At 42.2% G+C, this 24,222-nt stretch carries 35 protein-coding genes and 1 pseudogene; 22 read left to right on the top strand and 14 right to left on the bottom strand.

Annotation, left to right across the window (positions count from 1 at the left end):
• From AB5642_RS16560 to AB5642_RS16550, 3 genes are all read left to right on the top strand, one after another.
• Positions 1-305, top strand: a 305-nt coding sequence (locus tag AB5642_RS16560; RefSeq protein WP_368371764.1) for a hypothetical protein, incomplete at its 5' end; no start/stop codon positions are given.
• A gap of 54 nt (positions 306-359) precedes the next feature.
• A complete protein-coding gene (locus AB5642_RS16555; RefSeq protein WP_368072623.1) occupies positions 360-422 on the top strand; it encodes a DUF6783 domain-containing protein in 63 nt (20 codons plus the stop codon).
• A gap of 14 nt (positions 423-436) precedes the next feature.
• A complete protein-coding gene (locus AB5642_RS16550; RefSeq protein WP_173716238.1) occupies positions 437-934 on the top strand; it encodes a GNAT family N-acetyltransferase in 498 nt (165 codons plus the stop codon).
• 107 nt (positions 935-1,041) lie between these two features.
• On the opposite strand, the gene AB5642_RS16545 is transcribed toward AB5642_RS16550, so the two are convergent.
• Together AB5642_RS16545 and AB5642_RS16540 are read right to left on the bottom strand one after the other, a co-directional pair.
• A complete protein-coding gene (locus tag AB5642_RS16545; protein WP_173718589.1) occupies positions 1,042-1,740 on the bottom strand; it encodes an ABC transporter permease in 699 nt (232 codons plus the stop codon).
• On the bottom strand, positions 1,733-2,500 hold the full coding sequence (locus AB5642_RS16540) for an ABC transporter ATP-binding protein (protein WP_173718588.1): 768 nt from the start codon (positions 2,498-2,500) through the stop codon (positions 1,733-1,735). Before AB5642_RS16540 ends, AB5642_RS16545 begins: the two co-directional genes overlap by 8 nt.
• A 146-nt stretch (positions 2,501-2,646) precedes the next feature.
• Between AB5642_RS16540 and AB5642_RS16535 the strand changes: the two genes are divergently transcribed.
• The 6 genes from AB5642_RS16535 (at position 2,647) to asd (ending at position 9,010) form a co-directional block, all read left to right on the top strand.
• A complete protein-coding gene (locus tag AB5642_RS16535) occupies positions 2,647-3,681 on the top strand; it encodes a lysylphosphatidylglycerol synthase transmembrane domain-containing protein (protein WP_179962534.1) in 1,035 nt (344 codons plus the stop codon).
• Between the two features lie 24 nt (positions 3,682-3,705).
• Positions 3,706-4,344, top strand: coding sequence for a CDP-alcohol phosphatidyltransferase family protein (locus tag AB5642_RS16530; protein WP_330386377.1), 639 nt, complete (start codon positions 3,706-3,708; stop codon positions 4,342-4,344).
• A 177-nt stretch (positions 4,345-4,521) separates the two neighbouring features.
• Complete coding sequence (locus tag AB5642_RS16525) at positions 4,522-5,403, top strand: phosphatidylserine decarboxylase (protein WP_118581411.1); 882 nt, start codon at positions 4,522-4,524, stop codon at positions 5,401-5,403.
• Positions 5,372-6,031, top strand: coding sequence for an epoxyqueuosine reductase QueH (locus AB5642_RS16520; protein WP_173716235.1), 660 nt, complete (start codon positions 5,372-5,374; stop codon positions 6,029-6,031). Before AB5642_RS16525 ends, AB5642_RS16520 begins: the two co-directional genes overlap by 32 nt.
• 290 nt (positions 6,032-6,321) lie before the next feature.
• Complete coding sequence (gene argH / locus AB5642_RS16515) at positions 6,322-7,701, top strand: argininosuccinate lyase (RefSeq protein ID WP_118581414.1); 1,380 nt, start codon at positions 6,322-6,324, stop codon at positions 7,699-7,701.
• A gap of 223 nt (positions 7,702-7,924) precedes the next feature.
• Positions 7,925-9,010, top strand: a complete 1,086-nt coding sequence (gene asd, locus AB5642_RS16510; RefSeq protein ID WP_118581417.1) for an aspartate-semialdehyde dehydrogenase — start codon at positions 7,925-7,927, stop codon at positions 9,008-9,010.
• Here asd and AB5642_RS16505 read toward each other — a convergent pair.
• Positions 8,913-9,188, bottom strand: a complete 276-nt coding sequence (locus AB5642_RS16505) for a DUF6783 domain-containing protein (protein WP_334285864.1) — start codon at positions 9,186-9,188, stop codon at positions 8,913-8,915. The two genes, asd and AB5642_RS16505, sit on opposite strands and share 98 nt — an antisense overlap.
• Positions 9,189-9,261: 73 nt before the next feature.
• A complete protein-coding gene (locus tag AB5642_RS16500) occupies positions 9,262-9,405 on the bottom strand; it encodes a DUF6783 domain-containing protein (RefSeq protein ID WP_308768480.1) in 144 nt (47 codons plus the stop codon).
• On the opposite strand from AB5642_RS16500, the gene AB5642_RS16495 reads away from it, so the two are divergent.
• From AB5642_RS16495 to AB5642_RS16480, 4 genes are all read left to right on the top strand, one after another.
• Positions 9,355-9,465 (top strand): DUF6783 domain-containing protein, encoded by a 111-nt coding sequence (locus AB5642_RS16495; RefSeq protein WP_308768479.1) that lies wholly within the window; start codon positions 9,355-9,357, stop codon positions 9,463-9,465. The two genes, AB5642_RS16500 and AB5642_RS16495, sit on opposite strands and share 51 nt — an antisense overlap.
• Before the next feature lie 4 nt (positions 9,466-9,469).
• The gene (selD, locus tag AB5642_RS16490) at positions 9,470-10,618 is read left to right on the top strand and encodes a selenide, water dikinase SelD (protein ID WP_173718587.1); all 1,149 of its coding nucleotides are present in this window, start codon (positions 9,470-9,472) and stop codon (positions 10,616-10,618) included.
• Between the two features lie 88 nt (positions 10,619-10,706).
• Positions 10,707-11,462 carry a formate/nitrite transporter family protein gene (locus AB5642_RS16485; protein WP_118581426.1) on the top strand — a complete coding sequence of 252 codons (756 nt, stop codon included), beginning with the start codon at positions 10,707-10,709 and terminating at the stop codon, positions 11,460-11,462.
• Between the two features lies 1 nt (position 11,463).
• Positions 11,464-13,524 (top strand): DNA topoisomerase, encoded by a 2,061-nt coding sequence (locus AB5642_RS16480; RefSeq protein ID WP_173716232.1) that lies wholly within the window; start codon positions 11,464-11,466, stop codon positions 13,522-13,524.
• Positions 13,525-14,023: 499 nt separating this feature from the next.
• On the opposite strand, the pseudogene AB5642_RS16475 reads toward AB5642_RS16480, so the two are convergent.
• Positions 14,024-14,350: pseudogene (locus AB5642_RS16475) on the bottom strand (DUF6783 domain-containing protein); the annotation flags it as partial.
• Between AB5642_RS16475 and AB5642_RS16470 the strand changes: the two are divergent.
• The gene (locus AB5642_RS16470) at positions 14,288-14,449 is read left to right on the top strand and encodes a DUF6783 domain-containing protein (RefSeq protein WP_306467790.1); all 162 of its coding nucleotides are present in this window, start codon (positions 14,288-14,290) and stop codon (positions 14,447-14,449) included. The pseudogene AB5642_RS16475 and the gene AB5642_RS16470 sit on opposite strands and share 63 nt — an antisense overlap.
• 59 nt (positions 14,450-14,508) lie before the next feature.
• On the opposite strand, the gene AB5642_RS16465 is transcribed toward AB5642_RS16470, so the two are convergent.
• Positions 14,509-15,252, bottom strand: a complete 744-nt coding sequence (locus AB5642_RS16465; RefSeq protein WP_118581431.1) for a TraX family protein — start codon at positions 15,250-15,252, stop codon at positions 14,509-14,511.
• Positions 15,253-15,523: 271 nt separating this feature from the next.
• Here AB5642_RS16465 and AB5642_RS16460 point away from each other — a divergent pair, with 271 nt between their 5' ends.
• Together AB5642_RS16460 and AB5642_RS16455 are read left to right on the top strand one after the other, a co-directional pair.
• Positions 15,524-16,216, top strand: coding sequence for an iron-sulfur cluster assembly scaffold protein (locus AB5642_RS16460; RefSeq protein ID WP_118581434.1), 693 nt, complete (start codon positions 15,524-15,526; stop codon positions 16,214-16,216).
• A 27-nt stretch (positions 16,217-16,243) separates the two neighbouring features.
• Positions 16,244-17,254, top strand: a complete 1,011-nt coding sequence (locus AB5642_RS16455; protein WP_118581437.1) for a GGGtGRT protein — start codon at positions 16,244-16,246, stop codon at positions 17,252-17,254.
• 209 nt (positions 17,255-17,463) lie between these two features.
• Here AB5642_RS16455 and AB5642_RS16450 read toward each other — a convergent pair whose 3' ends face one another.
• From AB5642_RS16450 to AB5642_RS16435, 4 genes are all read right to left on the bottom strand, one after another.
• Positions 17,464-18,528: a tyrosine-type recombinase/integrase gene (locus AB5642_RS16450; RefSeq protein ID WP_173718586.1), complete on the bottom strand. Its 1,065-nt coding sequence runs from the start codon at positions 18,526-18,528 to the stop codon at positions 17,464-17,466.
• Between the two features lie 283 nt (positions 18,529-18,811).
• Positions 18,812-19,051: a hypothetical protein gene (locus tag AB5642_RS16445; RefSeq protein WP_173718585.1), complete on the bottom strand. Its 240-nt coding sequence runs from the start codon at positions 19,049-19,051 to the stop codon at positions 18,812-18,814.
• Positions 19,052-19,056: 5 nt separating this feature from the next.
• The gene (locus tag AB5642_RS16440; protein ID WP_202017091.1) at positions 19,057-19,293 is read right to left on the bottom strand and encodes a type II toxin-antitoxin system RelE/ParE family toxin; all 237 of its coding nucleotides are present in this window, start codon (positions 19,291-19,293) and stop codon (positions 19,057-19,059) included.
• Between the two features lie 38 nt (positions 19,294-19,331).
• A complete protein-coding gene (locus tag AB5642_RS16435; protein ID WP_173718584.1) occupies positions 19,332-20,387 on the bottom strand; it encodes a hypothetical protein in 1,056 nt (351 codons plus the stop codon).
• Positions 20,388-20,458: 71 nt separating this feature from the next.
• On the opposite strand from AB5642_RS16435, the gene AB5642_RS16430 reads away from it, so the two are divergent.
• Both AB5642_RS16430 and AB5642_RS16425 read left to right on the top strand, forming a co-directional pair.
• Positions 20,459-20,656, top strand: a complete 198-nt coding sequence (locus AB5642_RS16430) for a helix-turn-helix transcriptional regulator (protein WP_173718583.1) — start codon at positions 20,459-20,461, stop codon at positions 20,654-20,656.
• Between the two features lie 190 nt (positions 20,657-20,846).
• Positions 20,847-20,972, top strand: a complete 126-nt coding sequence (locus AB5642_RS16425; RefSeq protein ID WP_255610567.1) for a hypothetical protein — start codon at positions 20,847-20,849, stop codon at positions 20,970-20,972.
• A gap of 14 nt (positions 20,973-20,986) precedes the next feature.
• On the opposite strand, the gene AB5642_RS16420 is transcribed toward AB5642_RS16425, so the two are convergent.
• Together AB5642_RS16420 and AB5642_RS16415 are read right to left on the bottom strand one after the other, a co-directional pair.
• The gene (locus AB5642_RS16420; protein WP_173718582.1) at positions 20,987-21,358 is read right to left on the bottom strand and encodes a helix-turn-helix domain-containing protein; all 372 of its coding nucleotides are present in this window, start codon (positions 21,356-21,358) and stop codon (positions 20,987-20,989) included.
• A 326-nt stretch (positions 21,359-21,684) separates the two neighbouring features.
• Complete coding sequence (locus AB5642_RS16415; protein WP_173718581.1) at positions 21,685-22,350, bottom strand: DUF4145 domain-containing protein; 666 nt, start codon at positions 22,348-22,350, stop codon at positions 21,685-21,687.
• 117 nt (positions 22,351-22,467) lie between these two features.
• Here AB5642_RS16415 and AB5642_RS16410 point away from each other — a divergent pair, with 117 nt between their 5' ends.
• Positions 22,468-22,629 carry a hypothetical protein gene (locus AB5642_RS16410; protein ID WP_173718580.1) on the top strand — a complete coding sequence of 54 codons (162 nt, stop codon included), beginning with the start codon at positions 22,468-22,470 and terminating at the stop codon, positions 22,627-22,629.
• 51 nt (positions 22,630-22,680) lie between these two features.
• A complete protein-coding gene (locus tag AB5642_RS16405) occupies positions 22,681-23,034 on the top strand; it encodes a hypothetical protein (protein ID WP_173718579.1) in 354 nt (117 codons plus the stop codon).
• Here AB5642_RS16405 and AB5642_RS16400 read toward each other — a convergent pair.
• Positions 22,999-23,160, bottom strand: a complete 162-nt coding sequence (locus tag AB5642_RS16400) for a hypothetical protein (protein ID WP_173718578.1) — start codon at positions 23,158-23,160, stop codon at positions 22,999-23,001. The two genes, AB5642_RS16405 and AB5642_RS16400, sit on opposite strands and share 36 nt — an antisense overlap.
• A 106-nt stretch (positions 23,161-23,266) precedes the next feature.
• Between AB5642_RS16400 and AB5642_RS16395 the strand changes: the two genes are divergently transcribed.
• On the top strand, positions 23,267-23,413 hold the full coding sequence (locus AB5642_RS16395) for a hypothetical protein (RefSeq protein WP_173718577.1): 147 nt from the start codon (positions 23,267-23,269) through the stop codon (positions 23,411-23,413).
• 178 nt (positions 23,414-23,591) lie between these two features.
• On the opposite strand, the gene AB5642_RS16390 is transcribed toward AB5642_RS16395, so the two are convergent.
• On the bottom strand, positions 23,592-23,750 hold the full coding sequence (locus AB5642_RS16390; protein WP_173718576.1) for a hypothetical protein: 159 nt from the start codon (positions 23,748-23,750) through the stop codon (positions 23,592-23,594).
• A 103-nt stretch (positions 23,751-23,853) separates the two neighbouring features.
• Between AB5642_RS16390 and AB5642_RS16385 the strand changes: the two genes are divergently transcribed.
• On the top strand, positions 23,854-24,222 hold a 369-nt coding region (locus AB5642_RS16385; protein ID WP_368371763.1), incomplete at its 3' end, for a helix-turn-helix transcriptional regulator.

Here is a 24,222-nt window from a genome sequence, read left to right as displayed (position 1 = left end):
TGGTGGAAGAATCTCTTTACCAGATCAAGGAAAGGGAACTGCAAAATAAATTAAAGAACAACACCGGCAGCAGAACGTGCAGGCAGAAGAACAGGGATTTTCCGGTAGAGGAACAGGAAGAAGTGGAAAAAAGGCTTCGGGAGACAGAGCAGTTTTTAAAAGAACATCATGTGATTCTAAAGGCCCACGTATTATGTGAGTTAAAAATGGTGGAGAAAATCCTGATTTATCCGGATCATCTGAAAGTGGTAAAGAAACAGGGAAAATGCATTATTGCGGCAGAGACCTTTGATATGCTATACTGAAAAAATCGTAACTGCCCGTCATATCTGCAGTTACAGACACTATTTAGCGCCTGTTTGAAAAATCATTCCCGCAATCTGCACGCCTTGCTGTGCGGTATATTTTGTCCGAACAGGTAGAAAGGAACAGGATTATGAATATCAGAAAATCTACACTTCAGGATCTGCCACAGATACTGAACTTATATAAAATTGCCCGGGAATTTATGAAAAACAACGGTAATCCAAACCAGTGGGAGGACCGCTACCCGGAAGTTTCAACGGTAGAAAATGATATAAAAACAGGAATTTCCTATGTATGCGTGGAAAATGGGGGAATTGTGGGAACATTTGTATTTTTTACAGGAGAGGATCCTACTTACCGTGTGATCGAAAATGGTGAATGGCACAGCGACAGGGAGCCCTACGGCGTGATTCACAGAGTCGCTTCCAATGGAGTAACAAAGGGTGTGACCAGGGCTGCTTTTTCTTATGGATTGGAGAGAAGCGGATATGTGCGCATTGATACCCATGAGGATAACAAGCCCATGCAGGGCGCTTTGAAGAAATTTGGTTTCAGGGAATGCGGTGTGATCCATCTGGAAAGAGGAGCGGAGAGGATAGCCTTTGACTGTCGGAAAGAGTGGCTCTGAAAAATAAAATTAAATTTCTTTTTTGAAGAAATACGGAATTGCACTTCGTTATAGAAAATTGGAAAGAGAAGAGGACAGCATTTTGGGGAAACTGTCAGAATGCGTACTCACTGGAATGTCTGACTTCCATATATGATCAGGTAGCCAAGCCCCTGTCTTGCACCGATGAATTCGCCTATGATCACCCCTACCAGGCAAAGACCAATATTCACTTTCATATTTGCAAGAATAAGGGGCACAGAGGAGGGTAAAACAATTTTTAAAAGCTCTTCCTTTTTACCGCCGCCAAGTGTGCGGATCAGCTTCAGCTTTTCCTGGCTGATCTCCCCGAAGCCTGTATACAGGTTCAGAATTGATCCAAAGATTGCCACAGACATACCTGCAACAATGATGGTCCGCTGACGGGTACCCAGCCATACAATGAGAAGGGGTGCCAGGGCAGACTTTGGAAGGCTGTTCAGCACTACCAGATAAGGCTCCAGTACTTTTGCAAGTCTGGGGTATACCCACAGCAGAATGGAAATGCCAAGACCCAGGACTACTACGAAGAGGAAACTAAGAAGAGTTTCCTTCAGGGTGGCTCCAATGTGGATGAACAGCGAGTGGTTTTTGGCCATCTCTACAAAGGTTTTGAAGATCATGGAAGGGCTGCTGAAGATAAAAGAGTCAATCCAGCCAGCCCTTGCCAGGATTTCCCATTGTGCCAGAAAAATAAGAAAGACCAGAAGCCTTGCGCTTACAACAAGGCGACGGTCCCTTTTCTGGCGGGCAAGATATGCTTTTTGAGTGGGGGAAGGTTCATGCATTCTGATTCAACTCCTTCCAGATCAGATTAAAGTAGGATTTGAAAGCAGGGGCATTTCTCGAAGAAAGGGGCGTGCGGTCTTTCATATCCAGATCAATGGGAACGATCTTTATTACAGTGGCAGGACGCTTTGAAAGAATCAGTACCCGGTCAGCCATGCTGATGGCTTCGGAAATATCGTGAGTGACAAGAATAGCCGGCTTTCGTTGTATTTTCAGGATTTTTCCAATGTCATCACTTACGTTCAGCCGTGTCTGGTAATCAAGTGCGGAGAATGGTTCGTCGAGAAGCAGAAGATCCGGTTTTAATACAAGAGTGCGGATCAGTGCCGCCCGCTGCCGCATGCCGCCGGAGAGCTGGCTTGGACGACTGTTACGGAATTTGTCCAGCTCATAAAGCTTTAACAGTTCATCTACATAGGAAAGATTGTCTTTTGTGAGTTCACCTTTTATTTCCAGTCCAAGGAGAACATTGCGGTAGATGCTGCGCCATTCCAGAAGGTGGTCTTTTTGAAGCATATAGCCAATACGGGCGCTGTCCTTGTTCAGTGGCTTTCCATTCATAAGAATGGTTCCGCTTTCCGCATGTAAAAGCCCGCAGATCAGATTCAGCAAAGTGGACTTTCCACAACCAGAAGGACCCACGACAGCCAGGAACTCTTCTGGCATAAGATGAAAAGATATATGAGAAAGGGCAGCCGTTTCCCCGGATAAGCTATGGTAAGAAAGGCACACATCCTTTACTTCCAGAAGCGGATTCATAATCAAACCTCCATTTTCGTATAATTTATGATATGCTTTTGGGGTGGGGTGTGTTATAATGAAGTGATTTATCTATGTGCAGAGTGTAGCGAAGAGGAGTTCGCGGTTCCTGTACCGACAATTTTTTTTAGAAAGAAAATAATATTATGAGTAAAAAGCAAACGGTTTTCAACCTGTTATTTCTGGTGATCGTTTTCGGTCTTACCATGTACCTGGTTTTTCGCGGCAAGGACATCGGAGATATTATCAGTACTGCCAGGGATGCTGATGGGAGATATCTGCTTCTGAGTCTTGTGTGCGTGGTATTTTTTATTCTTGGCGAATCGGTTATCATTTTTTATATGATGAAAACACTTGGAGCCAGTGTGAAAATGACTCATTGTGCATTGTACTCCTTTGTAGGATTTTTTTTCAGCTGTATTACTCCGTCTGCATCAGGCGGACAGCCCATGCAGATCTTTTACATGAAAAAAGATAAACTGCCTATTCCGGTAACTACTCTGGTCCTGATGATCGTTACCATCACCTACAAGGCAGTTCTGGTAGTGATCGGTGTTCTGATCTGTTTTCTGGGCGGTGATTTCCTGAGAGGCTATCTTGGGGACTATATGTGGGTGTTTTATCTAGGCGTGGGTCTGAATGTGTTCTGTGTTACCTTTATGATGATACTGGTATTTGCTCCCGGTCTTGCGAAATGGATCATGGTAAAGGGTCTGAAGATCATTGAGCATGTCCGGATTCTGAAGCCCAAAAAGGCAAGGCTTGAGAGGCTGGAGGCTTCCATGGACCAGTATCACGCAACGGCAGCCTTCTGGGCCAGCCATAAGCGGATCATACTGAATGTATTTATCATTACATTTGTGCAGAGGTGTATTCTGTTCACGGTCACTTACTGGGTGTACCGCGCCCTGGGACTCCATGAGTATGGAATCCTGACCGTTACTATTTTACAGGCGGTGATTTCCGTATCTGTGGATATGCTTCCTCTTCCGGGAGGCATGGGAATCAGCGAGACATTATATATGGTGATGTTTGTGCCCGTATTTGGACCGCTTTTGCTGCCATCTATGCTGCTCAGCCGTGGGATTTCCTATTACGGACAGATGCTGATCAGTGCACTTATGACCTGTGTGGCACATCTTACCATTGGAAGGAAAAACGAAGAGATACAAAGGATGTAATTAACTGCAATGAAGGAAGAACGTTTGAAAAAGGAGAAACAGGATATGCTTGGATTTTATGATTATACGGTGGTGCTTACATACATCAGTCTCGCTGTTTCCGTATTTGGAATGACAAGAGCACTGGAGGGAGACTTCAAAGTTGCAATTTTGTGTCTGGCACTGTCCGGACTTTGTGATATGTTTGACGGGAAAATCGCCCGTACAAAGAAGAACCGTACAGAGGATGAGAAGAAATTTGGAATTCAGATCGATTCCCTGTGTGATGTGGTATGTTTTGGTGTGTTTCCGGCAATGATCTGTTATTGTCTGGGAATGAACCATATTCCGGGTGTGATCATTCTCTGCCTGTATTGTGTAGCTTCTGTAATCCGTCTGGGTTACTTTAACGTAATGGAAGAGAAGAGACAGAACGAGACCTCCGAGCTTCGTCACTATTACCAAGGTCTGCCAATCACTTCGATGGCGATCATCCTTCCGTTCCTTTATCTGCTGAGAAGAGGATGCGGGAAAAATTTCCTTCTGGTGATCCATGTGGCAGTGGTAGTAGTCGGAGTGCTGTTTATCAGTGATTTTAAGGTGAAAAAACCTCAGAATCCAATGGTGATCCTTCTGGTTGCCCTTGTGGCACTGGCGCTTTCCATGATGTTTCATCTGTTATAAAACGGATATTCACCATATATGAAAGTCAGCTGTCTGGCGCCTGTTGCGCTCCTGCAGCTGCCGGCTGCATTCGTAATCCGGGCTGTCGCCAGACGATATCCATGAATTCGCTTATGCAGGCATGGCTCATTTGTGGATGCCATCGGGAACTTTTATAGCAAATGCAGGGGAGGTATTATGAAATATATAGACAGAAAAGGCAACATCACAATAGAGGAGAACAGACAGGATAAATTTTTGCGCCATCTGTATAATGACTGGGGCGGACGTCTTTGCCTGAAGATCATAATACAGCCTTTTGTTACCAGACTGGGCGGCTGGTTTTTGAATACCAGGCTTTCTGCGAGGATGATTCCTGGATTTGTGGAGCGCAATCACATTGATCTTTCCAGCTGCACCAGACAGGAGTTTGCTTCCTATAACGACTTTTTTACCCGCAGGCTTAAAGAGGGGCAGCGGCCTGTAGCAGCGGATGACAGCGTACTGGTCAGTCCTTGTGACGGAAAGGTTACCGTGAGCCGTATTGGCAGTGATTCCAGATTTTATATAAAAGATACTCTGTATACTCTGGAACGCCTGCTGAAGAATAAAAAGCTGGCAAAGCGGTATCTTGGCGGTTATGCAGTGATCCTCAGGCTGACAGTCGATGATTATCACCATTACTGCTATGTGGCAGATGGAGAGAAATCTCCGGATGTAAAGATCCCCGGTGTTTTTCATACGGTAAATCCTGCTGCTAATGACGTATGCCAGATTTATCATGAGAATACCAGAGAGTATTGCCTGTTAAAAACAGAGCAGTTTGGAACCATTGCTATGATGGAAGTCGGAGCTATGATGGTGGGGAAAATTACCAATCTGAAACCTGGTGCCTGTGAAGTGAAAAAGGGTGAAGAAAAAGGTTATTTTGAATTCGGAGGTTCTACCATTGTCCTGCTTCTTCAGCATGGAAAGGTAAGGCTGGATTCTGATTTGATAGAGAATTCTGAAAATGGATATGAAACGATTGTAAGAATGGGTGAGAGAATTGGCAAATGTAAATTACCAAAAAGAGCTTGAAAAATTAATCGAACAGCATGAGAAAGAAGGAAAGGTTCCCAGACTTTTTCTTCATGCATGCTGTGCGCCCTGCAGCAGTTATGTCCTGGAATATCTTTCCAGGTTTTTTTCTGTTACAGTATTTTTTTATAATCCCAATATTTCTCCCAAGGAGGAATATGAGAAGCGGGTGGCAGAAATCCGCAGGCTGATCAGCGAGATGGAGTTTCTTCATCCAGTCGATCTGGTGGAAGGCGCGTATAGACCAGAGGATTTTTATGCCATGGCAAAAGGGCTGGAGGATGTACCGGAGGGAGGAGAACGGTGTTTCAAATGTTATCGGCTTCGAATGGAGGCAGCAGCAAAGCTGGCTCAGGAGGGCGGATATGATTATTTTACCACCACACTTTCCATCAGTCCTTTAAAAAATGCGGGAAAGATCAATGAGATAGGCCAGGAACTTGCACAAATCTATAAAGTGGAGCATCTTCCGTCTGATTTCAAGAAAAAGAACGGATATAAGCGGTCTATAGAACTTTCCCATGAATATGGGCTGTATCGGCAGAATTATTGCGGGTGTGTGTTTTCTAAGCGGGAGAGCATGGAGCGGGAAAAGCAGAAACAACAGAGCTGCATGGACTGTCAGTGAAACCATCTGATATTTTGCAAACAATAGTGCAGAGTCATGCACTTGCATGAATTTTGTGCATTGCAAAACGGTTTGATGCAGTAATGTATAGCGAAAATCATAATGAAAGACTCTTTGCAATTAGCAGAAAGTGTGATAAACTAGCACTTGATTGTAGTAAAGTTAGAAAGAATTTGTAAGGTTCCTATAATACTTCAAAGTGTATTTCTGTAAAATTCTTAAGCATCTTGCTTTTGGAATAAAAATATTGAAAAATTCGTGGAACTTTGCAGGAAATGAGGGAAAATATTATGGCACAGCTTTGGGGCGGACGCTTCACTAAGGAAACCGATAAACTGGTTTATAATTTTAATGCATCCATTTCATTTGACCAGAAATTTTATGAACAGGACATCCGTGGCAGCAAGGCACATGTAAAGATGCTTGCAAAACAGGGGATTCTGACAGAGAAAGAGAGAGATCAGATATTAGAAGGACTGGAGGGAATCCTGGCAGATGTGAAAGCAGGCAGACTTGCAATCACATCAGAATATGAGGATATCCACAGTTTTGTAGAGGCAAACCTGATCGACCGTATTGGTGATCCGGGTAAGAAGCTTCACACGGGAAGAAGCCGTAATGACCAGGTTGCACTGGACATGAAGCTTTATGTGCGTGATGAGATCGATGAGATTGACCAGGAAGTAAAATCACTGCTTGAGGCTCTTCAGAAGATCATGGAAGAGAATGTGCATACGTATATGCCCGGCTTTACCCATCTCCAGAAAGCCCAGCCAGTTACGCTGGCGCATCATGTGGGAGCATATTTTGAAATGTTCCGCCGTGACAGAGGACGTCTGTTTGATATCCGCAAGAGAATGAACACCTGTCCTCTTGGCGCGGGAGCTCTTGCAGGAACTACCTATCCGCTGGACAGAGAATACACCGCACAGCTTCTGGACTTTGATGAGCCAACCAGAAACAGCATGGACTCTGTATCTGACAGAGATTATGTGATTGAACTGTTGTCCGCACTTTCTACGGTTATGATGCATCTCAGCCGTTTTTCCGAGGAGATTATTCTCTGGAATTCCAATGAGTACCGTTTTGTGGAAATCGATGATGCATACAGTACCGGAAGCAGTATTATGCCTCAGAAGAAGAACCCGGATATTGCTGAGCTGGTAAGAGGAAAAACAGGACGTGTTTATGGAGCACTGACATCAATTCTTACTACCATGAAGGGAATTCCGCTGGCATACAATAAGGATATGCAGGAGGATAAGGAACTTACATTTGATGCTATTGATACTGTGAAAGGTTGTCTGGCTCTTTTTACCGGCATGATATCCACCATGCAGTTTAACAAGGCGAACATGGAAGCAAGCGCAAAGAATGGCTTTACCAATGCTACTGATGCGGCAGATTACCTGGTAAATCATGGCGTGCCTTTCCGTGATGCGCATGGAATCGTTGGGCAGTTGGTTCTAAAATGTATTGAAAAGGGAATTTCCCTGGATGAACTGTCCCTTGAAGAGTATAAAGAAATCAGTCCTGTGTTTGAACAGGATATTTATGAGGCTATCAGCATGAAGACCTGTGTGGAGAAACGTATGACTCTTGGAGCTCCCGGTCCGGATGTGATGGAGCAGGTAATTGCAGGAAATAAAAAGTATCTGGAAGCGAACTGAAAAAAGGACACATCCTGCAGAAAGCCTTTTTCAAACATGCTCTGGGCAGTTCGGTGGAAAGTAACGAAAGAATCTTGTTTTACAGGATTTTTTTGGTAAATCAGATAAATTTATTGCTTTAATATGATAAAATTTAAGAAAGTACTTGCATTTTCTCAGAACATGGTATAGTATGTCATAGAAATACACATGTACGCAGAGGAAAGAATGAGGAGAGAATATTATGAGTGAAAAGCTTAGAGTTGGTATTTTAGGTGCTACCGGAATGGTGGGTCAGAGATTTATTTCCCTGTTAGAGAATCATCCATGGTTTGAAGTTGTAACTGTTGCAGCAAGCCCGAGAAGTGCTGGAAAGACTTACGAGGACGCTGTAGGAGGCAGATGGAAAATGGATACTCCAATGCCGGAAGCAGTGAAAAAGCTTGTTGTTATGAATGTAAATGAGGTAGAGAAGGTTGCGTCAACTGTTGACTTTGTATTCTCTGCTGTAGATATGTCCAAGGACGAGATTAAAGCCATCGAGGAAGCATATGCCAAGACTGAGACACCAGTTGTTTCCAACAACAGCGCTCACAGATGGACACCTGATGTGCCGATGGTAATTCCGGAAATCAATCCAGAGCATTTCGAAGTTATCAAACATCAGAAAGAGCGTCTGGGAACAAAGAGAGGTTTCATCGCTGTTAAGCCAAACTGTTCTATTCAGAGCTATGCACCTGCACTTACTGCATGGAAAGAATTTGAGCCATATGAAGTAGTTGCTACTACATATCAGGCAATTTCCGGAGCTGGAAAAACATTTAAGGACTGGCCGGAAATGGAGCATAACATCATTCCATATATTGGTGGCGAGGAAGAAAAGAGCGAGAAAGAGCCACTTCGTATCTGGGGTAAAGTTGAGGACGGCGTGATTGTTCCGGCGAAAGAGCCTGTTATCACATGTCAGTGCGTTCGTGTGCCGATCCTGAATGGCCACACTGCAGCTGCATTTGTAAAATTCAGAAAGAAACCTACGAAAGAGCAGCTTGTAAAAGCACTTGTAGAGTTCAAGGGAGTTCCTCAGGAACTGAATCTTCCAAGCGCACCGAAGCAGTTCATTCAGTATCTTGAGGAGGATAATCGTCCACAGGTTACAGAGGATGTGAACTTCGAGAACGGAATGGGCGTATCAATCGGAAGACTTCGCGAGGATACTGTTTACGATTGGAAGTTCATTGGACTTTCCCACAACACTGTAAGAGGTGCTGCAGGTGGTGCTGTTCTTTGCGCAGAGACATTGAAGGCGCAGGGATATATCCAGGCGAAATAAATTGAAGAGTGAATAAATGCAGGGAGAATGCTGCCGGATGTGGTGGCATTCTCCCTTTTTGGGGATAGTCGGCAATCAGCACGCCCCACTTTGTGGTAGATTTCACTCGAATTCGTCTGCCGTAACGGGCTACGGCAGACGAATTCGAGTGAAATCTACCGCAAATTGTGACGTACATCTTGCACCTTTTTCAAGAATAGTAACAGATAAACAACTAAAATAAAAAACTGACCGTTTACGATAGGGGAGATTCATGTTAAAATAGATAGCACGTTAGAGCCTGTTTGAAAAATCATTCCCGCAATATGCACGCCCCACTTTGCGGGAGATTTCACCCGAATTCGATTGCCGTAGCCCGCTACGGCGCCCTCATCCGGGCAAAATCTCCCACAAATTGTGACGCACATCTTGCAGAAAGCCTTTTTCAAACACGCTCTAGAACTGACAGGAGGTGAGTCCATGAGTGACAGAGAGCGAATTCGCCTTACCCAGTATTCTCATACATCTGGCTGAGCGGCGAAAGTAGGTCCGGGGACCCTTGCCCAGGTTCTGGGTAAGCTGCCGAAGTTTTATGATTCGAATTTACTGGTCGGAACGGAATCTTCCGACGATGCTGCTGTATATCGTATATCTGATGATCTGGCCATGATCCAGACCGTGGATTTTTTTACACCGATCGTGGACGATCCTTATACTTTCGGACAGATCGCAGCGGCAAATGCGTTAAGTGATGTGTATGCTATGGGTGGAGAGCCTAAGCTGGCATTGAATATTGCAGCCTTTCCTAATTGTCTTGATCCGGAGATTCTGGGCGAGATTCTGCGGGGAGGTGCAGACAAGGTAATGGAGGCTGGTGCTTCTCTTGCGGGAGGACACACGATTCAGGACGATGAGCCGAAATATGGCTTGTGCGTTACCGGATTTGTAAATCCTGCCTCAATGTGGAAAAATATTGGAGCAGAGACCGGAGATGTTCTGATTCTTACCAAGCCTCTTGGAACCGGAATTCTTTCTACCGCAGTGAAAGGAGAGATGGCGTCTGAGGAAGAGACTGCCTATGCAGCTTCTGTGATGGCGACTTTGAATAGGTATGCCAGAGATAAAGTGGTAGATCTGCAGGTTCATGCCTGCACGGATGTAACAGGTTTTGGTCTTGCCGGACATGCCCTGGAAATGGCGAAGGGAAGTGGGAAGACCCTTTGTATTTCTCTTGGTTCCCTGCCAATTATGAAAGGAGCACTTGACTATGCTTCTATGGGATTTATTCCTGCAGGTGCATACCGCAATCGGGAATTTGCAGGGGAAGAGTGCGAGTTTTCATGGAAGAATCACAGTGAGGAAGGCAGTGAGAATTTCTGGCTGGAAAAGACCAGGTGTGGAGCTGTGGAAAATGAAACAGGCAGAAGTGAAACCATCATAAATGAAGCAGAGCTTGCTGCCCGTGAGGATATAGTATTTGACCCGCAGACTTCCGGGGGGCTTCTCCTGAGTATAGATTCTCAGGATGCGGGCAAGGCAATTAGTCGACTGTCTTCTCTGTCGCTTCCCTGTGCTGTGATTGGACGGGTAATTAATTTACAAAAGAAACATCTTGTTTTTGTGAAATAGTTCCTAATTGATAAAAAATTATCAACTTCTATTGTGAAAAATACATCAAAGTGTTATAATTGTGAAAAACAATACGGAGGTGTTTTTTATGAACTATGAAGATGTGCAAAAACTTTCAAACGCAGCCAAAAACAAAATCGGGCTGCTGAACGGCAATTTCCTGAAGTACTTTCTTCGGGCTGTAATGGCTGGTTTCTTTATTGATGTGGCAGTTATTTACAGCAACGTCATAGGAAGTGTATTTTCGGGATCAGATCCTGCCTGGGGCAAGTTTCTTGGAGCTGTAGTGTTCTCCATTGCTGTTCTTCTGATCAGCCTGGTTGGCGGCGAGCTGTTTACCGGTAATAACATGGTAATGGCATTCGGCGCCTTCGACAAGAGTGTATCCTGGGGGGATGCAGGCAAGGTATGGCTGGTAAGCTACCTTGGCAATTTCGTTGGATGTGCAATTATGGCGCTTCTTTTTGTAGGAGCAGGTGCATCCGGCTCAGCAGATTATTTCGCAGGCTTTATTAACAACAAGCTGACGATCCCTATGGGACAGATGTTCATGCGTGCAATTTTGTGTAACTTCTTCGTATGTCTTGGTGTACTCTGCGGAATTAAGCTGAAAAGTGAAACCGGTAAATTCCTTATGATCGTAATGTGTATCTCTGCATTCGTTTTCAGCGGATTTGAGCACTGCATTGCAAACATGGGAATTTTTGTAGTAAGCCTTGGTCTGGTAGATGGCCTTTCCGTTGGTCTCATGCTGAAGAGTATGCTGATCGTAACCATTGGAAATATGGTGGGAGGTGCTCTTTTACTGGCATGGCCATTAAGAAAGATGAGCGCAGATAAATAATATGTCAAAAGCTTTATACATAGCAGAGAAGCCCAGCGTGGCTCAGGAATTTGCGAAAGCTTTAAAATCTGGCGGACAAAGACGGGATGGCTATATCGAGTCTGATACCTGCGTGGTGACCTGGTGTGTGGGACATCTGGTCACCATGAGCTATCCTGAGAAATATGATATGAAATACAAAAGGTGGAGTTTAGATACCCTGCCTTTTTTGCCGCATGATTTTAAATACGAAGTGATACCTGGCGTGGAAAAACAGTTCCAGATCGTGAAAGGGCTTTTAAACAGACCTGATATTGATACCATTTATGTGTGTACCGACTCCGGGCGTGAAGGTGAATATATTTACCGCCTGGTAGCACAGATGGCGGGAGTGAAAGACAAGACGCAGAAGCGTGTGTGGATCGACTCCCAGACTGAAGAAGAGATTCTTCGGGGAATCCGTGAGGCAAAGGATATCTCAGAATATGATAACCTTGCCGCAGCCGCCTATCTTCGGGCAAAAGAAGATTATCTGATGGGAATTAATTTCTCACGTGTACTGACTTTGCGTTATGGAAACAGCGTAACCAATTATCTTGGAGGCAAATACCAGGCAATTTCCGTTGGACGGGTTATGACCTGTGTCCTTGGGATGGTAGTTCGCCGCGAGCGGGAAATCCGCGCATTTGTGAAAACACCTTTTTACAGAGTTGTGAGCAGCATTGCTCTTGAAGGAGAAAGCTTTGAAGGAGAGTGGAGAGCTGTAGAAGGCAGCCGCTATTTCCAGTCCCCTGTTTTATATAAAGAAAATGGTTTTAAGAAAAAAGAAGATGCCCAGAAGCTGATCTGTGAATTAAGTACACAGCAGCCTCTTATATGTACGGTGGAGAAGATTGAGCGAAAGAAGGAAAATAAGAATCCGCCTCTTCTGTTTAATCTGGCAGAGCTTCAGAATGTCTGTTCCAAACTGTTCAAGATCAGTCCGGATGAGACTCTTTCCATTGTGCAGGATCTTTATGAAAAGAAACTGGTCACATATCCCAGAACAGATGCCAGAGTTTTATCGACAGCTGTGGCAAAGGAGATTTATAAGAATATTTCCGGGCTTCGGAATTATCCTCAGGCCGGGGAAGCTGCGCAAGGTGCGTTAGAGCTTGGCGCATACAAAAATATCGCGAAGACACGTTACACCAATGACAAACAGATTACAGACCATTATGCTATTATTCCTACTGGCCAGGGACTTGGCGCACTAAAGGGACTTTCTCTGACAGCACAGCGGGTGTATGAGACGATTGTGAGACGATTTTTAAGCATTTTTTATCCACCGGCTGTTTATCAGAAGGTAAGCCTTGTGACGAAAATGGAGAATGAATCTTTCTTTTCTTCTTTTAAAGTTTTGCTTAGTGAAGGGTATCTGAAGATTGCTGCAAATTCTTTTGCAAAAAAGAGTATGGCAGAAGCTTCCGGAAAAACTCCCGAAAGTGAAGGAGAAGGTGAGGTTTCCTGCGACGAAGCTTTGTTAGCTGCATTGCAGAAACTGAAAAAGGGTGATATACTAAACATAAATGGTCTTGGTATCAAGGAAGGAGAGACATCTCCACCGAAACGATACAATTCCGGTTCTATGATCCTGGCAATGGAGAATGCAGGCCAGCTGATCGAGGATGAGGATCTTCGTTCACAGATCAAGGGAAGCGGAATTGGTACCAGCGCCACCAGAGCAGAGATTTTGAAGAAGCTGTTTAATATCAGATATCTGTCTCTGAATAAGAAAACCCAGGTGATCACACCTACCCTTCAGGGGGAAATGATTTATGATGTGGTAAACTGTTCTATCCGTCAGCTTCTGAACCCGGAACTGACTGCCAGCTGGGAGAAGGGACTTACCTATGTAGCAGAGGGATCTATTACAGAGCAGGAATATATGGATAAGCTGGAGCACTTTGTAAGGATTCGTACCAAACAGGTGGAGGACAGTCATTTTCAGTATGCGCTGAGGCAGTTTTTTGATGCAGCTGCGCAGTTTTATAAGAAGCCGGAGCGGGAAACTGCTATGAAAAAAAGGCAGAACACGCTCTGATACAGATTGGGGAATAAAGGAAATCATTCATTAAATTAGATTTATATGAGGAGGATGTATTATGTTAAAAGATTTTACCATCGCAAACATGCTGGATATGACCCAGACCATCGCAGGAGAGCTTTTCCAGGGGAAAACCTATCCGTGGGAAGTTCTTCCGGAGATTGGTGATTTCATTGTGAAATTGGGAAAAACATTGGATCCAGATGAATATGACTATCTGGAGGGGGATATCTGGATTGCGAAATCTGCCAAGGTTGCACCTACCGCCTGCATTAACGGACCAGCCATCATCGGCAAGAATACAGAAGTGCGCCACTGTGCATTTATCCGCGGCAAAGCTCTTGTAGGAGAGGGCTGTGTAGTGGGAAACTCCACAGAGCTTAAGAATGTAGTCCTTTTTAACAATGTGCAGGTTCCCCATTACAATTATGTAGGAGACGCTGTACTGGGTTACAAATCCCATATGGGTGCAGGTTCCATCTGCTCCAATGTAAAGTCAGACAAGAAACTGGTTGTTGTAAAAGACGGCGAGGAGAAGATTGAGACAGGACTTAAGAAGTTTGGTGCCATGCTGGCAGATCATGTAGAAGTTGGCTGTGGTTCGGTTCTGAATCCGGGAACTGTGATTGGAAGAAACACTAACATTTATCCGCTTTCTCCAGTACGTGGATGCGTTCCGGCAAACAGCATTTATAAGAATAAAGACGAGATTGTAACAAAGAATTAAACTAGAGCGTGTTTGAAAAAGGCTTTCTGCAAGATGCGCGTCACAATTTGTGGGAGATTTCGCCCGGATGAGGGCGCCGTAGCGGGCTACGGCAACCGAATTCGGGTGAAATCTCCCGCAAAGTGGGGCGTGCAGATTGCGGGAATGATTTTTCAAACAGGCTCTAGTATAATAAAATGGCTTGGCAGAAAATGAATTCTGTCAAGCCGTTTTTTCTGGACATGTCCATAAATAATTTTTATATCATAGCTGTTCTAAATTCCAAACCACATCTTGCGGATTACGGTCAGTATAGCAATATGTACCGGATAAAAAGCATAGAAGAGATATTTTACCCATTTCCCCTGAATAAATCCTCGTTTTTCATTGTACATATTCAAAGGGATAAAAGCAAAGCAAGCCTTCCATTCATAGATCAGCCAGCAGCTTCCAATAACTGCCTGTGCAGGTTTGTGCTGATGCAGCCAGTACATGATCAGGAGAAATACAAAGCCTTTATATCCGTAATCTGCTTTGAGAAAATAGGAGACTGCAAGAAGCAACAACATGCAGACAAGCTGCATGGAAGCATTTTTTTCAAAGTGTTCGACCAGGCAGAATGCAAGATATCCCAGAAATAAGGTGAAAAAAACGTTCTGCTTATCTGGATACAGCAGAGTGCCATTTTGTGCAAAATTCCATGGAATTTCTGAAATACAGGCGAAAATCAGAAGATTTCTTCCATATTTAAAGCGGTTATGGGTGTGAAGAAATCCTTCCACAAGCAGGAAACAGAAAATAGGGAAAGCTGCACGCCCCACGTCACGCATTACCCGGTATAGGGAATAAGTGGTGCTGCCTATTTGAAACCAGGGCGCAATGGCTGGCGGGTAGTGACGCAGAAGGAAAGAAGCGGTATGGTCGATCAGCATAATCGCCATAGCCAGCATCTTCAGGGCACTTCCGCTTAGGATTCTCAGTTTTTCGGGCATAAAAGAAGTTGAAGTTTGCAATGACATATCTATGTAAGTCCTCCTGTTCTGAATATAGAGTATTGCTGGATACTTTTGGCTATGAAAGTTCCGGGCGGCAGCTGTGATCGGAATGTTCTTATGTAGTTTATCATGAAAATAAAATTCCTACAAGACAAGTCCAATAAATGGTACCGACAATTTTTTCGTAAATTTTGCAAAATATGACTAGACGAATGAAGAATTTTGTGAGAAAATAACACTAGGTTGTTAGGTCTTTAACAACGATTAAGTAATCAACACTGAAAGGAGTCTTAAAATGATTTACACTACTGAAGTTGAAAACATGTGCCCAGTAGCTAAGGGTGCAAAACATGAGCCAGCTCCGATCCCGGAAGAAGGCCAGTGGGTCCATGCAAAGAAAATTGAAGATATCTCTGGTTTTACACATGGTGTAGGCTGGTGTGCTCCTCAGCAGGGTGCCTGTAAACTGTCCTTAAATGTTAAGAATGGTGTAATCGAGGAAGCCCTTATTGAGACAATCGGATGCTCCGGTATGACACATTCTGCAGCTATGGCAGCAGAGGTTCTTCAGGGTAAGACAATTCTTGAAGCATTAAATACAGACCTTGTCTGTGATGCAATCAATACAGCAATGAGAGAACTGTTCCTTCAGATCGTTTACGGACGTACTCAGAGTGCTTTCTCTGATGACGGTCTTGCTGTTGGTGCAGGTCTTGAGGACCTTGGTAAAGGCCTTCGTTCCCAGGTTGGTACAATGTACGCTACCAAGGAAAAAGGAGTTCGTTACCTGGAAATGGCAGAGGGCTATGTAACAGGTATTGCTCTTGACGAAGACAACGAAGTAATCGGATATCAGTTCGTTTCTCTTGGAAAAATGACTGACTTTATCAAAAAAGGTGATGATCCTAACACTGCATGGGAGAAGGCAAAAGGTCAGTATGGCCGTGTAGCTGATGCTGTTAAGATTATTGACCCAAGAAAAGAGTAAGCCACAAGCGAAAGGAGACGAACAGAAATGGCATTATTTGAAGGATATGAGAGAAGAATTGCTCAGATCAATTCTGTATTAAATAGCTATGGAATCAGCTCTATCGAAGAAGCTGAGAAAATCACAAAAGACGCTGGTCTTGATGTATATGACCAGGTTAAGAAAATTCAGCCGATCTGCTTTGAGAATGCTGCATGGGCTTACACAGTAGGTGCTGCAATCGCGATCAAGAAAGGCTGCAAGAGAGCTGCTGACGCTGCTGCAGCTATCGGAGAAGGACTTCAGGCTTTCTGTATTCCTGGATCTGTTGCTGACCACAGAAAAGTAGGTCTTGGACATGGAAATCTTGGTAAAATGCTCCTTGAGGAAGAGACAGAGTGCTTCTGCTTCTTAGCAGGACATGAGTCTTTCGCAGCTGCTGAGGGTGCTATCGGTATCGCTGAGAAAGCAAACAAAGTACGTCAGAAACCATTACGTGTTATCCTGAACGGACTTGGAAAAGATGCTGCCCAGATCATTTCCCGTATCAACGGATTCACATTTGTTGAGACAAAATACGATTACAAAGAAGCTAAATTAAACGTAATCTATGAGAAGCCATATTCAAACGGACTTCGTGCTACTGTAAAATGCTACGGTGCAGATGATGTTCAGGAAGGTGTTGCTATCATGCATCACGAGAACGTTGGTGTTTCCATCACTGGTAACTCCACTAACCCGACTCGTTTCCAGCATCCGGTTGCAGGTACATACAAGAAAGAATGTATCGAGCAGGGTAAAAAATACTTCTCCGTTGCTTCCGGCGGTGGTACAGGACGTACTCTTCACCCAGACAACATGGCAGCAGGTCCTGCTTCCTACGGTATGACAGATACTATGGGACGTATGCACTCTGATGCACAGTTCGCTGGATCCTCTTCCGTACCGGCTCACGTTGAGATGATGGGTCTTATCGGAATGGGTAACAACCCGATGGTTGGTGCTACTGTTGCTGTAGCTGTTTCTGTAGAGGAAGCTGCTAAGGCTGGCAAGTTCTGATTATATAAATTGTAAAAGCGTTGAAAGTGCCGTAAACTCAAGGGTTTACGGCATTTTTGTTACTGTCTGGATTTCTTGCAAAACAGTATGAAAATATATGAAAAAATGGCGGTAACTAACAAATAACTAACAGGTAACTGACAGGCGTAACTGACAAGTAACTAACAAACCTACCACGAAAAAAGCAGCAGGACAATGCCTGCCGCTAATCATTTTGTTATCTTTTCCATTTCTCTTTTCAGATCTTCCACAGTACGGTGAGTATATATCTTTTCTGTGATATCTGCAATTTCATGTCCAACGATCATTTTCAGAATATATTCATTCATATTTGCTTCTTTTGCTTTCGTAATAAAAGTGTGTCTGGTGTCGTGGGGCTTGTGATCCATTCCCAGTCGTGCCATAACCTTCTTGAAACGTCCACGATATTTGTCATATGTAAGGTAAGTGCCCTGCTGACCGTCCGGATCATTGAAAAGATAATTACTTCCCATACCGACTGCTTGCTCATAATTCTTACGCACCAGATCAGCAACCAGTGGATGAATTGGAACCAGGCGGTTACGGCCGGCATCTGTTTTCAGTCCACCGGTGTATGTCATATTATCCAGATCCACATCTGCAACTTTCAGAACTGCCAGTTCTTGGGGACGCCATCCGGAATAAATTCCGATCAGGATCATATCTGCGAATGGTATTTCTGGATGTTCCATAAGGGCTGCAATTTCCTGTTCAGAAAAAGGAATGCGGACGATAGTAGGACGTTCTCTTTTGACCCCATCACATAAGGCTGCATAGTTTTTATCCACAAGCTCATGCTTCATAGCCCATTTATACATAAGGTTAAACAGACTCTTCATTCGTCCCTTAGTGCTGGATCCTACGTTTGCACTATGAATGGTTCCTTCAAGATGTTCGACTCGGACATCTTTTATTCGCATATCATAAAGAGGAGTGCAGTACTTGTAAGCCGCAGTGATCGTACGTATGCTGGAAGCATTGCTGAGTGTGGGGAAATATTCTTCAGACCATTTTTCGTACACTTCCGAAAAAGTTGTCTTATTAAAATTCAGATCATACGGATTTTCATTGTATTGTACAAGAGCAGTCATTGCTTCCTGTCTGGTAGCATAATATCCGATCGCCTGTTGCTTCTGCTTAACCTTTTGTCCTTTCTCATCAAATTCCCATCCGAAGGTTTTGGCTGCTACCCATGGCCGCCGGCGTCTGCCAGATAGCTTATACACAGAACCGAATCCATTTGGAAGTTTCATAACATCACCTTTCTTCTAAAAAAGAGTATAAAAAATACACCTTTGCAGGTGTAAAGAAAAGTGCTATAATAATCTTGCTATGGAATGATTATAGCAGTTTTCTTTACACTGCAAATTATTCAACAGATCGCTCTGGTGCTGGTAACACCGGGGCGATTTTTTATATAAAGTAAAAGACACCCATGCAATATACTTGTATGAGTGCCTTTCAACCATAATCAATATGGTTCTCTCACAAGTATATTACTATAAAAGTAAAGTATCTGCAATTTTTTCTTACAAATTAGTTCATTTCAAGTTCCTTCATCAGTTCTTCCTGAGAAACAAATTCGTGACACTCAGGATTCTTGCGGATTTCGTCCAATAGCATTAGATCAATTTCATCTGGTTCTACTTCCTCAATATCATCCCAGGTCTTGGGAGCAATGATGTAGCGGCTCTGGATCATCTTCCAGAAGAATTCGGCTTCTTTATCGTTCATAAGGGATACAGCACCGATGATACGTTCCTTTGTTGCTGTCATAGTAATCACACTCCTTTATAAATCTGTCCACGGTTTCCGATAGCTTCAATTAATAAAATATTTCCATTTATATCAAAAATAATACGATAATCTCCAACACGAAGCCGGTAATCATTTCTGCCCTGTAATGCTTTGACATCACCAGCAGGAAGAAGATTGATAGCATTTATGATTCTCTTTCGTGTAGGGACATCTTGTTTCTTTAGAAATTTGAGCGCTTGCTTAGAATACTGGATTTCCAAATAAACACCTCCAATAATGTTGTAGCTATAAATTGCTATTAAAAATAATCGTTATATGCTTTTGTATAGTTACTGTGTAGTAAATTGTCTATTTTGCTGTTGAAAGAAGTTATTTTCCAAGCTGATCCAGACTTCTTTAATTTTAAGGTAAGATTTCCGTGGCTGTAATCTATTCCTGCTTTACTATGTACACAAATGCGTTCGTACATATACTTTAAAAGTTGAGATTCAGAAATGTTCGGATTTTTCAACTGGTAATAAACTGAGTTTTCAAATGCTGCTTTGAATACGTTATATCTGTTTGGATATTTGTAACTAAGCTTCACAGTGGCATTCTTTCCGCTGACTTTTATTGATTTTAGTTCGTAAGAAATACGTTTGTTATATTTCTTATAATATTGAGGCATGTAGCTATTTTCAATGAATAATTTAACACTCGAAGGTTTGGTAAAACATTTTGTTAGTTTACTTGTATTATATTGCTTCGCATATTTGAAAAAACGATCTACACTCTTTTTCACCTGTTTTTGCGCAGTGGTCATTTTTTGCTTTGGAATAATTATCTTATCTTCAGTGAGACAATTTATGCAATAACGCATACGCACACCAGTTTTAAATATAGTCGGCTTTTTATCAATGTACCATTCTCCCCATACATGATTAGAAGCTGGGATGATGGTAGTTTCTTGAGTATGACAATATGAACAGGATCTATAGGCTTTTTTTTCTTCTGTACATATATTAGTAGCAGTTTTCCAATCAGACCAGGAATGAATTCCGTTGGTTGGAACATCTTCTTGTTGAGTTTTGTAACAAAAAGTACAAGTGCGGGTCTTAATTCCAGTATATGTACAGTTTGGAGCAGTTGTAATTTGCCATTCTCCCCAAGGATGATCAGAAACTGGGAGACTAATGGTTTCAATTTTGCGACATTTTTGGCAAATTTTCATTTCTGATCCTTTGGAAAGACAATCAGGCTCAATTCTATAAACTGTTTCCCAGACATGCGAACATTCTGAAGCATAAATTGGAATTACTGACAATAAGCATAGAAGAAAACCGACAATGCAAGATAGTATTAATTTCTTTTTCATAAAATCCCCCTTCCGTATATTACCAAGATAGTAATAGTATCAAACATAATTTTTGTGTAAATAATAATCTTATGAAGATATTATTAACTCAAATTATGTATGAGAAAAATGTATCTGTACGGCAGCTGTCGCAGATGACAGGAATCACGAAATCTACTCTCAATAATATTATGATTGAGAAATACTCACCTACGCTGGATAATCTGGAAAAGATAGCCAGAGTTTTGAAAGTAAGAATCTCTGATCTATACGACTCGCCGTACAAATAGTAAAAAGTGTCCAGCATACTGGACAATTGCGTTTCGGTGCTAAATATTGCCCTCTGTTTATCGTATAATGAGTATAAAAGATAATGTTAAACGAACAAATGTTTGTGAAATATATTGCACTTCAAATATAAATGGTGTATATTAAAAGCAAACAAACGTTCGAATAAACGAGAACGGGGGGGGCATACATATGATGAAGAATGATAAAGAAGAGTACAAGGGCAAAATAATTGAGTTGGTAAACTTGATTAAAGAAGAATCCGTTCTGAGGCGGATCTACTTAATAATAATTACCATGATAGGGGCCGACCATTGAGGTTGGCTCTTTTCTTATTCTATGCCCAGGCAAGCTTTCATAAATTCTTCAATATGTTTTAGCTTTTCCGGATCAGCTTCTGCGATAGCATTTAACATATTTCTCGCCATCTGGTTCTCGGTCCTACTAAGTTTTCCAAGATTAATAGAGAAGCGATCTTCTTCATTCACTTTCGTGAACATATTATCGTCTCCGCCTTCACCAGTTCGAAGCCAAATTTCATTTACATTGAATTCTTTACATATTAAAGAAATTACAGCATCGCTTGGTGCGTTTTTCCCTACTTCATATGCACCGATGTTTCCTCTGGCTATTTTTAACCTATCAGCAAAGGCTTGTTGAGTTAAGCCGAGCCTTTTTCGTAGAGCTTTAATTCGCTCATTCATATCCGATCCTCCTTTCTGATGAATTCATAATAGCATATTGGAAAAAGTAAATCAAGAAGAAAATGTTGGTTAATTACAAAAATGTTGTTGACAAAAGAGATTAACCAACATATAATTGAAATATACCAACAAGAGAGCGAGGTGAGAAGACATGGAAGGTAAAAAAAACACTGTCAGACCAAATGGCACTGACAGTGCAAGAGTTATACAAGTAATTGAAACAAAAAGTAATAGAGGGAAAGGAACACTGGATGATCTATCCAGACAGGTTGTACAGTATTGGAGCCTGGAAGGTCAATTGCTAGCTGAAAGAGATTCGCATACAACTAAGAACGAGCAACCGGCGGATGTTTGATCATGTATTTGACTTCTATTTGAGATAAGAAGATCTCCATATATTTTTTTAGAAGCACAAAATCATGCTCTGGGTATTTTCTTTTGTAATGAGTGTAATCATTGCCAAGGATACGGACAACATCGGCAGTATTAACAAGATCTGCTTGCTGAAGGTATGTAGCAATAGCGTTACAAAGGGATTGTTTAGCAACGGTTTCAGCGGGTTCTCCAAGTTCTTGTATTGCATAATCTTTTATCAAAATTTCAAGCGAGGAACGGAAACCTATAGCAGCTAATTCGAAATTTTGATTGTATTCAGCTTGCAATGCCTGGTTGTACATGTCAATAAAACGTTCTGATATAGCGGCTAAATTTTCGTTTTTGTATGGCTCAATTTGAGTAGAAGGATACATACAGACCATTGGAGCATCATCTGTATTTGTTCCAGGGTTTTCGCAGGCGAAAAAGAAAAATTTATGACAGGCAGTGCATTCGCAAACAGATATGAGCAAACGGCCATCATTGAAAGAATAATAATCTTTTTCTTTCACAATAGCGTCAGTTCCAAAACCACAATGCGGACAGATTGCAGGCTTTTGATATTTAAACGAAAAGGAAGAGTAGAAGGAAGATGCAGATTTAGTAATGAATTTCATAAAAACCTCCTTAGGTAAGATTTAGGCATGCCAGTACCTAATAATCTAAGAATAAGAAAAAAGAGAAAAAAAGTCAATGCTACATTTATAACCAACATGAGAAAGAGAGGCGAGAGAATGAAAGTTAAAACAATCCCAGAAATCAACATGACAGATAATCCTTTAGACAACATTATTAAAATGGCTCCTTATTTGGATGAAGGAAGTCAGCGAACTGTGTTCGGGATGATGTTGGAAGCGGTTATGAGTATAAAAGATGATGGAAAGAAAGCTGGATAAAGAAGCAACTATACTGTATTCAAACGAAAAAGAAAGCGAGGTGAGAAAGAAATGAAATTATTTGGATTTAGAATTAATGCAGGAGAAATCAAAGATGTCAGAGAAATAGAGAAAACATTAGAGAACATTGAAGAAAAGAAAAATAAAATAATAGATCTTGCAGGACAGCTTAGTACTCTGACAGAAATTAAATTCAAATATTCAGCAGATGGGAGTATTGAAAAGAAATTTGAGGTAGATGGATTTGAAATGGATAAGATCTTGGGAAATATGAGAGTAGCTCAGATGCAAATTGTAGATAGCTATAAAAGTCTGGAAGCACTTGGCATGATAGAAATTACCCCTGCTCCAAAGAACAGGGGAAAGACACTACTTGGAAAAAGCATCCAAGAGTTCTTTAGCTAGTTGCGCAATGTCGGATCTGAGTTTTTGAAGATCAGACTTGGTAGCAGGTGCGTTGCCATCATAGACGGCAGAAAGAGAAGCTTCAGTAAAGTGTTCTATAGATTTAAGCGCTTGTTTTTTATCCATGGTAGCTTGCTCCTTTCATAATACTCAGGCATGCCAGTGCCCTGTACCTAAAGGATAGGAGAGAATAAAAAGAAAGTCAAGTTTGACAGAAAGGTAGGCGAAAAATATGACCAAAGAAAAGAAAGAGCGTATCACAGCAATCGTACAGAACCTGAAACAGATGGACATTGTAAGTCTTAAGTTGATGGAGAATAACTCAGAACTCCTGAGAGCCAGAGATGCAATGGAAGTAGAAACCCAGAAAGCAGGATAACAGAAGCGAGGTGAAAAGATGGAAAGTGACCGAGACAGGAGATTTGCACTTGAAGGATTTGTAAGATATCACGATGACAGAATCTGGAAGCAGACGCAAAAGCTTGTCAGAGAAGAAAAAGAAGCAATAACCAAAATGGCAGTTACCCTTACTGCAATAAGAATAACTGCCATGCTGCTTATCTTTTGGTTTGCGCTTCATAAGTTTTCAGGACAGTAGATGCAACTTCATGTACTGCACTGACAAGTTCATCCTTGGAAAGTTCGTCAGCAGTGGAGTGATAGATTTCGTTGATCATTTCGTGACTGAACAGATCAATGACTTCGTGAATTGTCATATAAAGAACTCCTTTCATAATACTCAGGCATGGCAGTGCCCTGTAGCTCAAGAATAGGAGAACAGGAAAGGAAAGTCAATAAAAGAAAGTGAGGAAAAATAAAATGTTAACTAATATTGAAACAGAAAGAGTTCGAAAAGGGCTGACGCAGGAGCAGCTTGCTTCGCAATTAGGAGTATCTCACAAAACATATTACAACTGGATTAATGAAAAGAAAGATATTCCAAGCCAAAAGTTGAAAAAGATGTCTCGAATGTTCAAAACGAACATGGAGTACTTGTTAGGAGAAGAGCAGAAAAGGGTTTTATATCTTTGTGATGGAAATGTTCCAACCTGCAAGAAAAATACATGTTACAAAAATCCAAAGAGAAAGGGTGATTGTCCACCATGTACTTATACAAAAGATGTGACACATGCTTTAAATTTTCACAAAACATCGGAGCATGTACATGCAGCATATTATGAGAATGGC

The sequence above is a fragment of the Ruminococcus sp. 1001136sp1_2201st1_G3_2201SCRN_220225 genome (genome assembly GCF_040924365.1).
Classification (GTDB): Bacteria; Bacillota; Clostridia; order Lachnospirales; family Lachnospiraceae; genus Blautia_A; species Blautia_A faecis.
The sequence above is the reverse complement of the archived record's forward strand: the minus strand, read 5'-3'. Positions and strand labels throughout refer to the sequence as shown.

Coding starts and splice junctions, on each gene's coding strand:
- AB5642_RS16535 (WP_179962534.1), top strand. CDS start 2,647: ATGAGTAAAAAGCAAACGGTTTTCAACCTGTTATTTCTGGTGATCGTT.
- AB5642_RS16505 (WP_334285864.1), bottom strand. CDS start 9,188: ATGTACGTCACAATTTGCGGTAGATTTCACTCGAATTCGTCTGCCGTA.
- AB5642_RS16540 (WP_173718588.1), bottom strand. CDS start 2,500: ATGAATCCGCTTCTGGAAGTAAAGGATGTGTGCCTTTCTTACCATAGC.
- AB5642_RS16465 (WP_118581431.1), bottom strand. CDS start 15,252: ATGTCATTGCAAACTTCAACTTCTTTTATGCCCGAAAAACTGAGAATC.
- AB5642_RS16485 (WP_118581426.1), top strand. CDS start 10,707: ATGAACTATGAAGATGTGCAAAAACTTTCAAACGCAGCCAAAAACAAA.
- AB5642_RS16525 (WP_118581411.1), top strand. CDS start 4,522: ATGAAATATATAGACAGAAAAGGCAACATCACAATAGAGGAGAACAGA.
- AB5642_RS16550 (WP_173716238.1), top strand. CDS start 437: ATGAATATCAGAAAATCTACACTTCAGGATCTGCCACAGATACTGAAC.
- AB5642_RS16400 (WP_173718578.1), bottom strand. CDS start 23,160: ATGGATAAAAAACAAGCGCTTAAATCTATAGAACACTTTACTGAAGCT.
- AB5642_RS16545 (WP_173718589.1), bottom strand. CDS start 1,740: ATGCATGAACCTTCCCCCACTCAAAAAGCATATCTTGCCCGCCAGAAA.
- AB5642_RS16480 (WP_173716232.1), top strand. CDS start 11,464: ATGTCAAAAGCTTTATACATAGCAGAGAAGCCCAGCGTGGCTCAGGAA.
- asd (WP_118581417.1), top strand. CDS start 7,925: ATGAGTGAAAAGCTTAGAGTTGGTATTTTAGGTGCTACCGGAATGGTG.
- AB5642_RS16405 (WP_173718579.1), top strand. CDS start 22,681: ATGAAATTATTTGGATTTAGAATTAATGCAGGAGAAATCAAAGATGTC.
- AB5642_RS16415 (WP_173718581.1), bottom strand. CDS start 22,350: ATGAAATTCATTACTAAATCTGCATCTTCCTTCTACTCTTCCTTTTCG.
- AB5642_RS16435 (WP_173718584.1), bottom strand. CDS start 20,387: ATGAAAAAGAAATTAATACTATCTTGCATTGTCGGTTTTCTTCTATGC.
- AB5642_RS16425 (WP_255610567.1), top strand. CDS start 20,847: ATGATGAAGAATGATAAAGAAGAGTACAAGGGCAAAATAATTGAGTTG.
- AB5642_RS16445 (WP_173718585.1), bottom strand. CDS start 19,051: ATGACAGCAACAAAGGAACGTATCATCGGTGCTGTATCCCTTATGAAC.
- AB5642_RS16420 (WP_173718582.1), bottom strand. CDS start 21,358: ATGAATGAGCGAATTAAAGCTCTACGAAAAAGGCTCGGCTTAACTCAA.
- AB5642_RS16395 (WP_173718577.1), top strand. CDS start 23,267: ATGACCAAAGAAAAGAAAGAGCGTATCACAGCAATCGTACAGAACCTG.
- AB5642_RS16430 (WP_173718583.1), top strand. CDS start 20,459: ATGAAGATATTATTAACTCAAATTATGTATGAGAAAAATGTATCTGTA.
- AB5642_RS16410 (WP_173718580.1), top strand. CDS start 22,468: ATGAAAGTTAAAACAATCCCAGAAATCAACATGACAGATAATCCTTTA.
- AB5642_RS16455 (WP_118581437.1), top strand. CDS start 16,244: ATGGCATTATTTGAAGGATATGAGAGAAGAATTGCTCAGATCAATTCT.
- argH (WP_118581414.1), top strand. CDS start 6,322: ATGGCACAGCTTTGGGGCGGACGCTTCACTAAGGAAACCGATAAACTG.
- AB5642_RS16450 (WP_173718586.1), bottom strand. CDS start 18,528: ATGAAACTTCCAAATGGATTCGGTTCTGTGTATAAGCTATCTGGCAGA.
- AB5642_RS16460 (WP_118581434.1), top strand. CDS start 15,524: ATGATTTACACTACTGAAGTTGAAAACATGTGCCCAGTAGCTAAGGGT.
- AB5642_RS16390 (WP_173718576.1), bottom strand. CDS start 23,750: ATGACAATTCACGAAGTCATTGATCTGTTCAGTCACGAAATGATCAAC.
- AB5642_RS16470 (WP_306467790.1), top strand. CDS start 14,288: ATGCGCGTCACAATTTGTGGGAGATTTCGCCCGGATGAGGGCGCCGTA.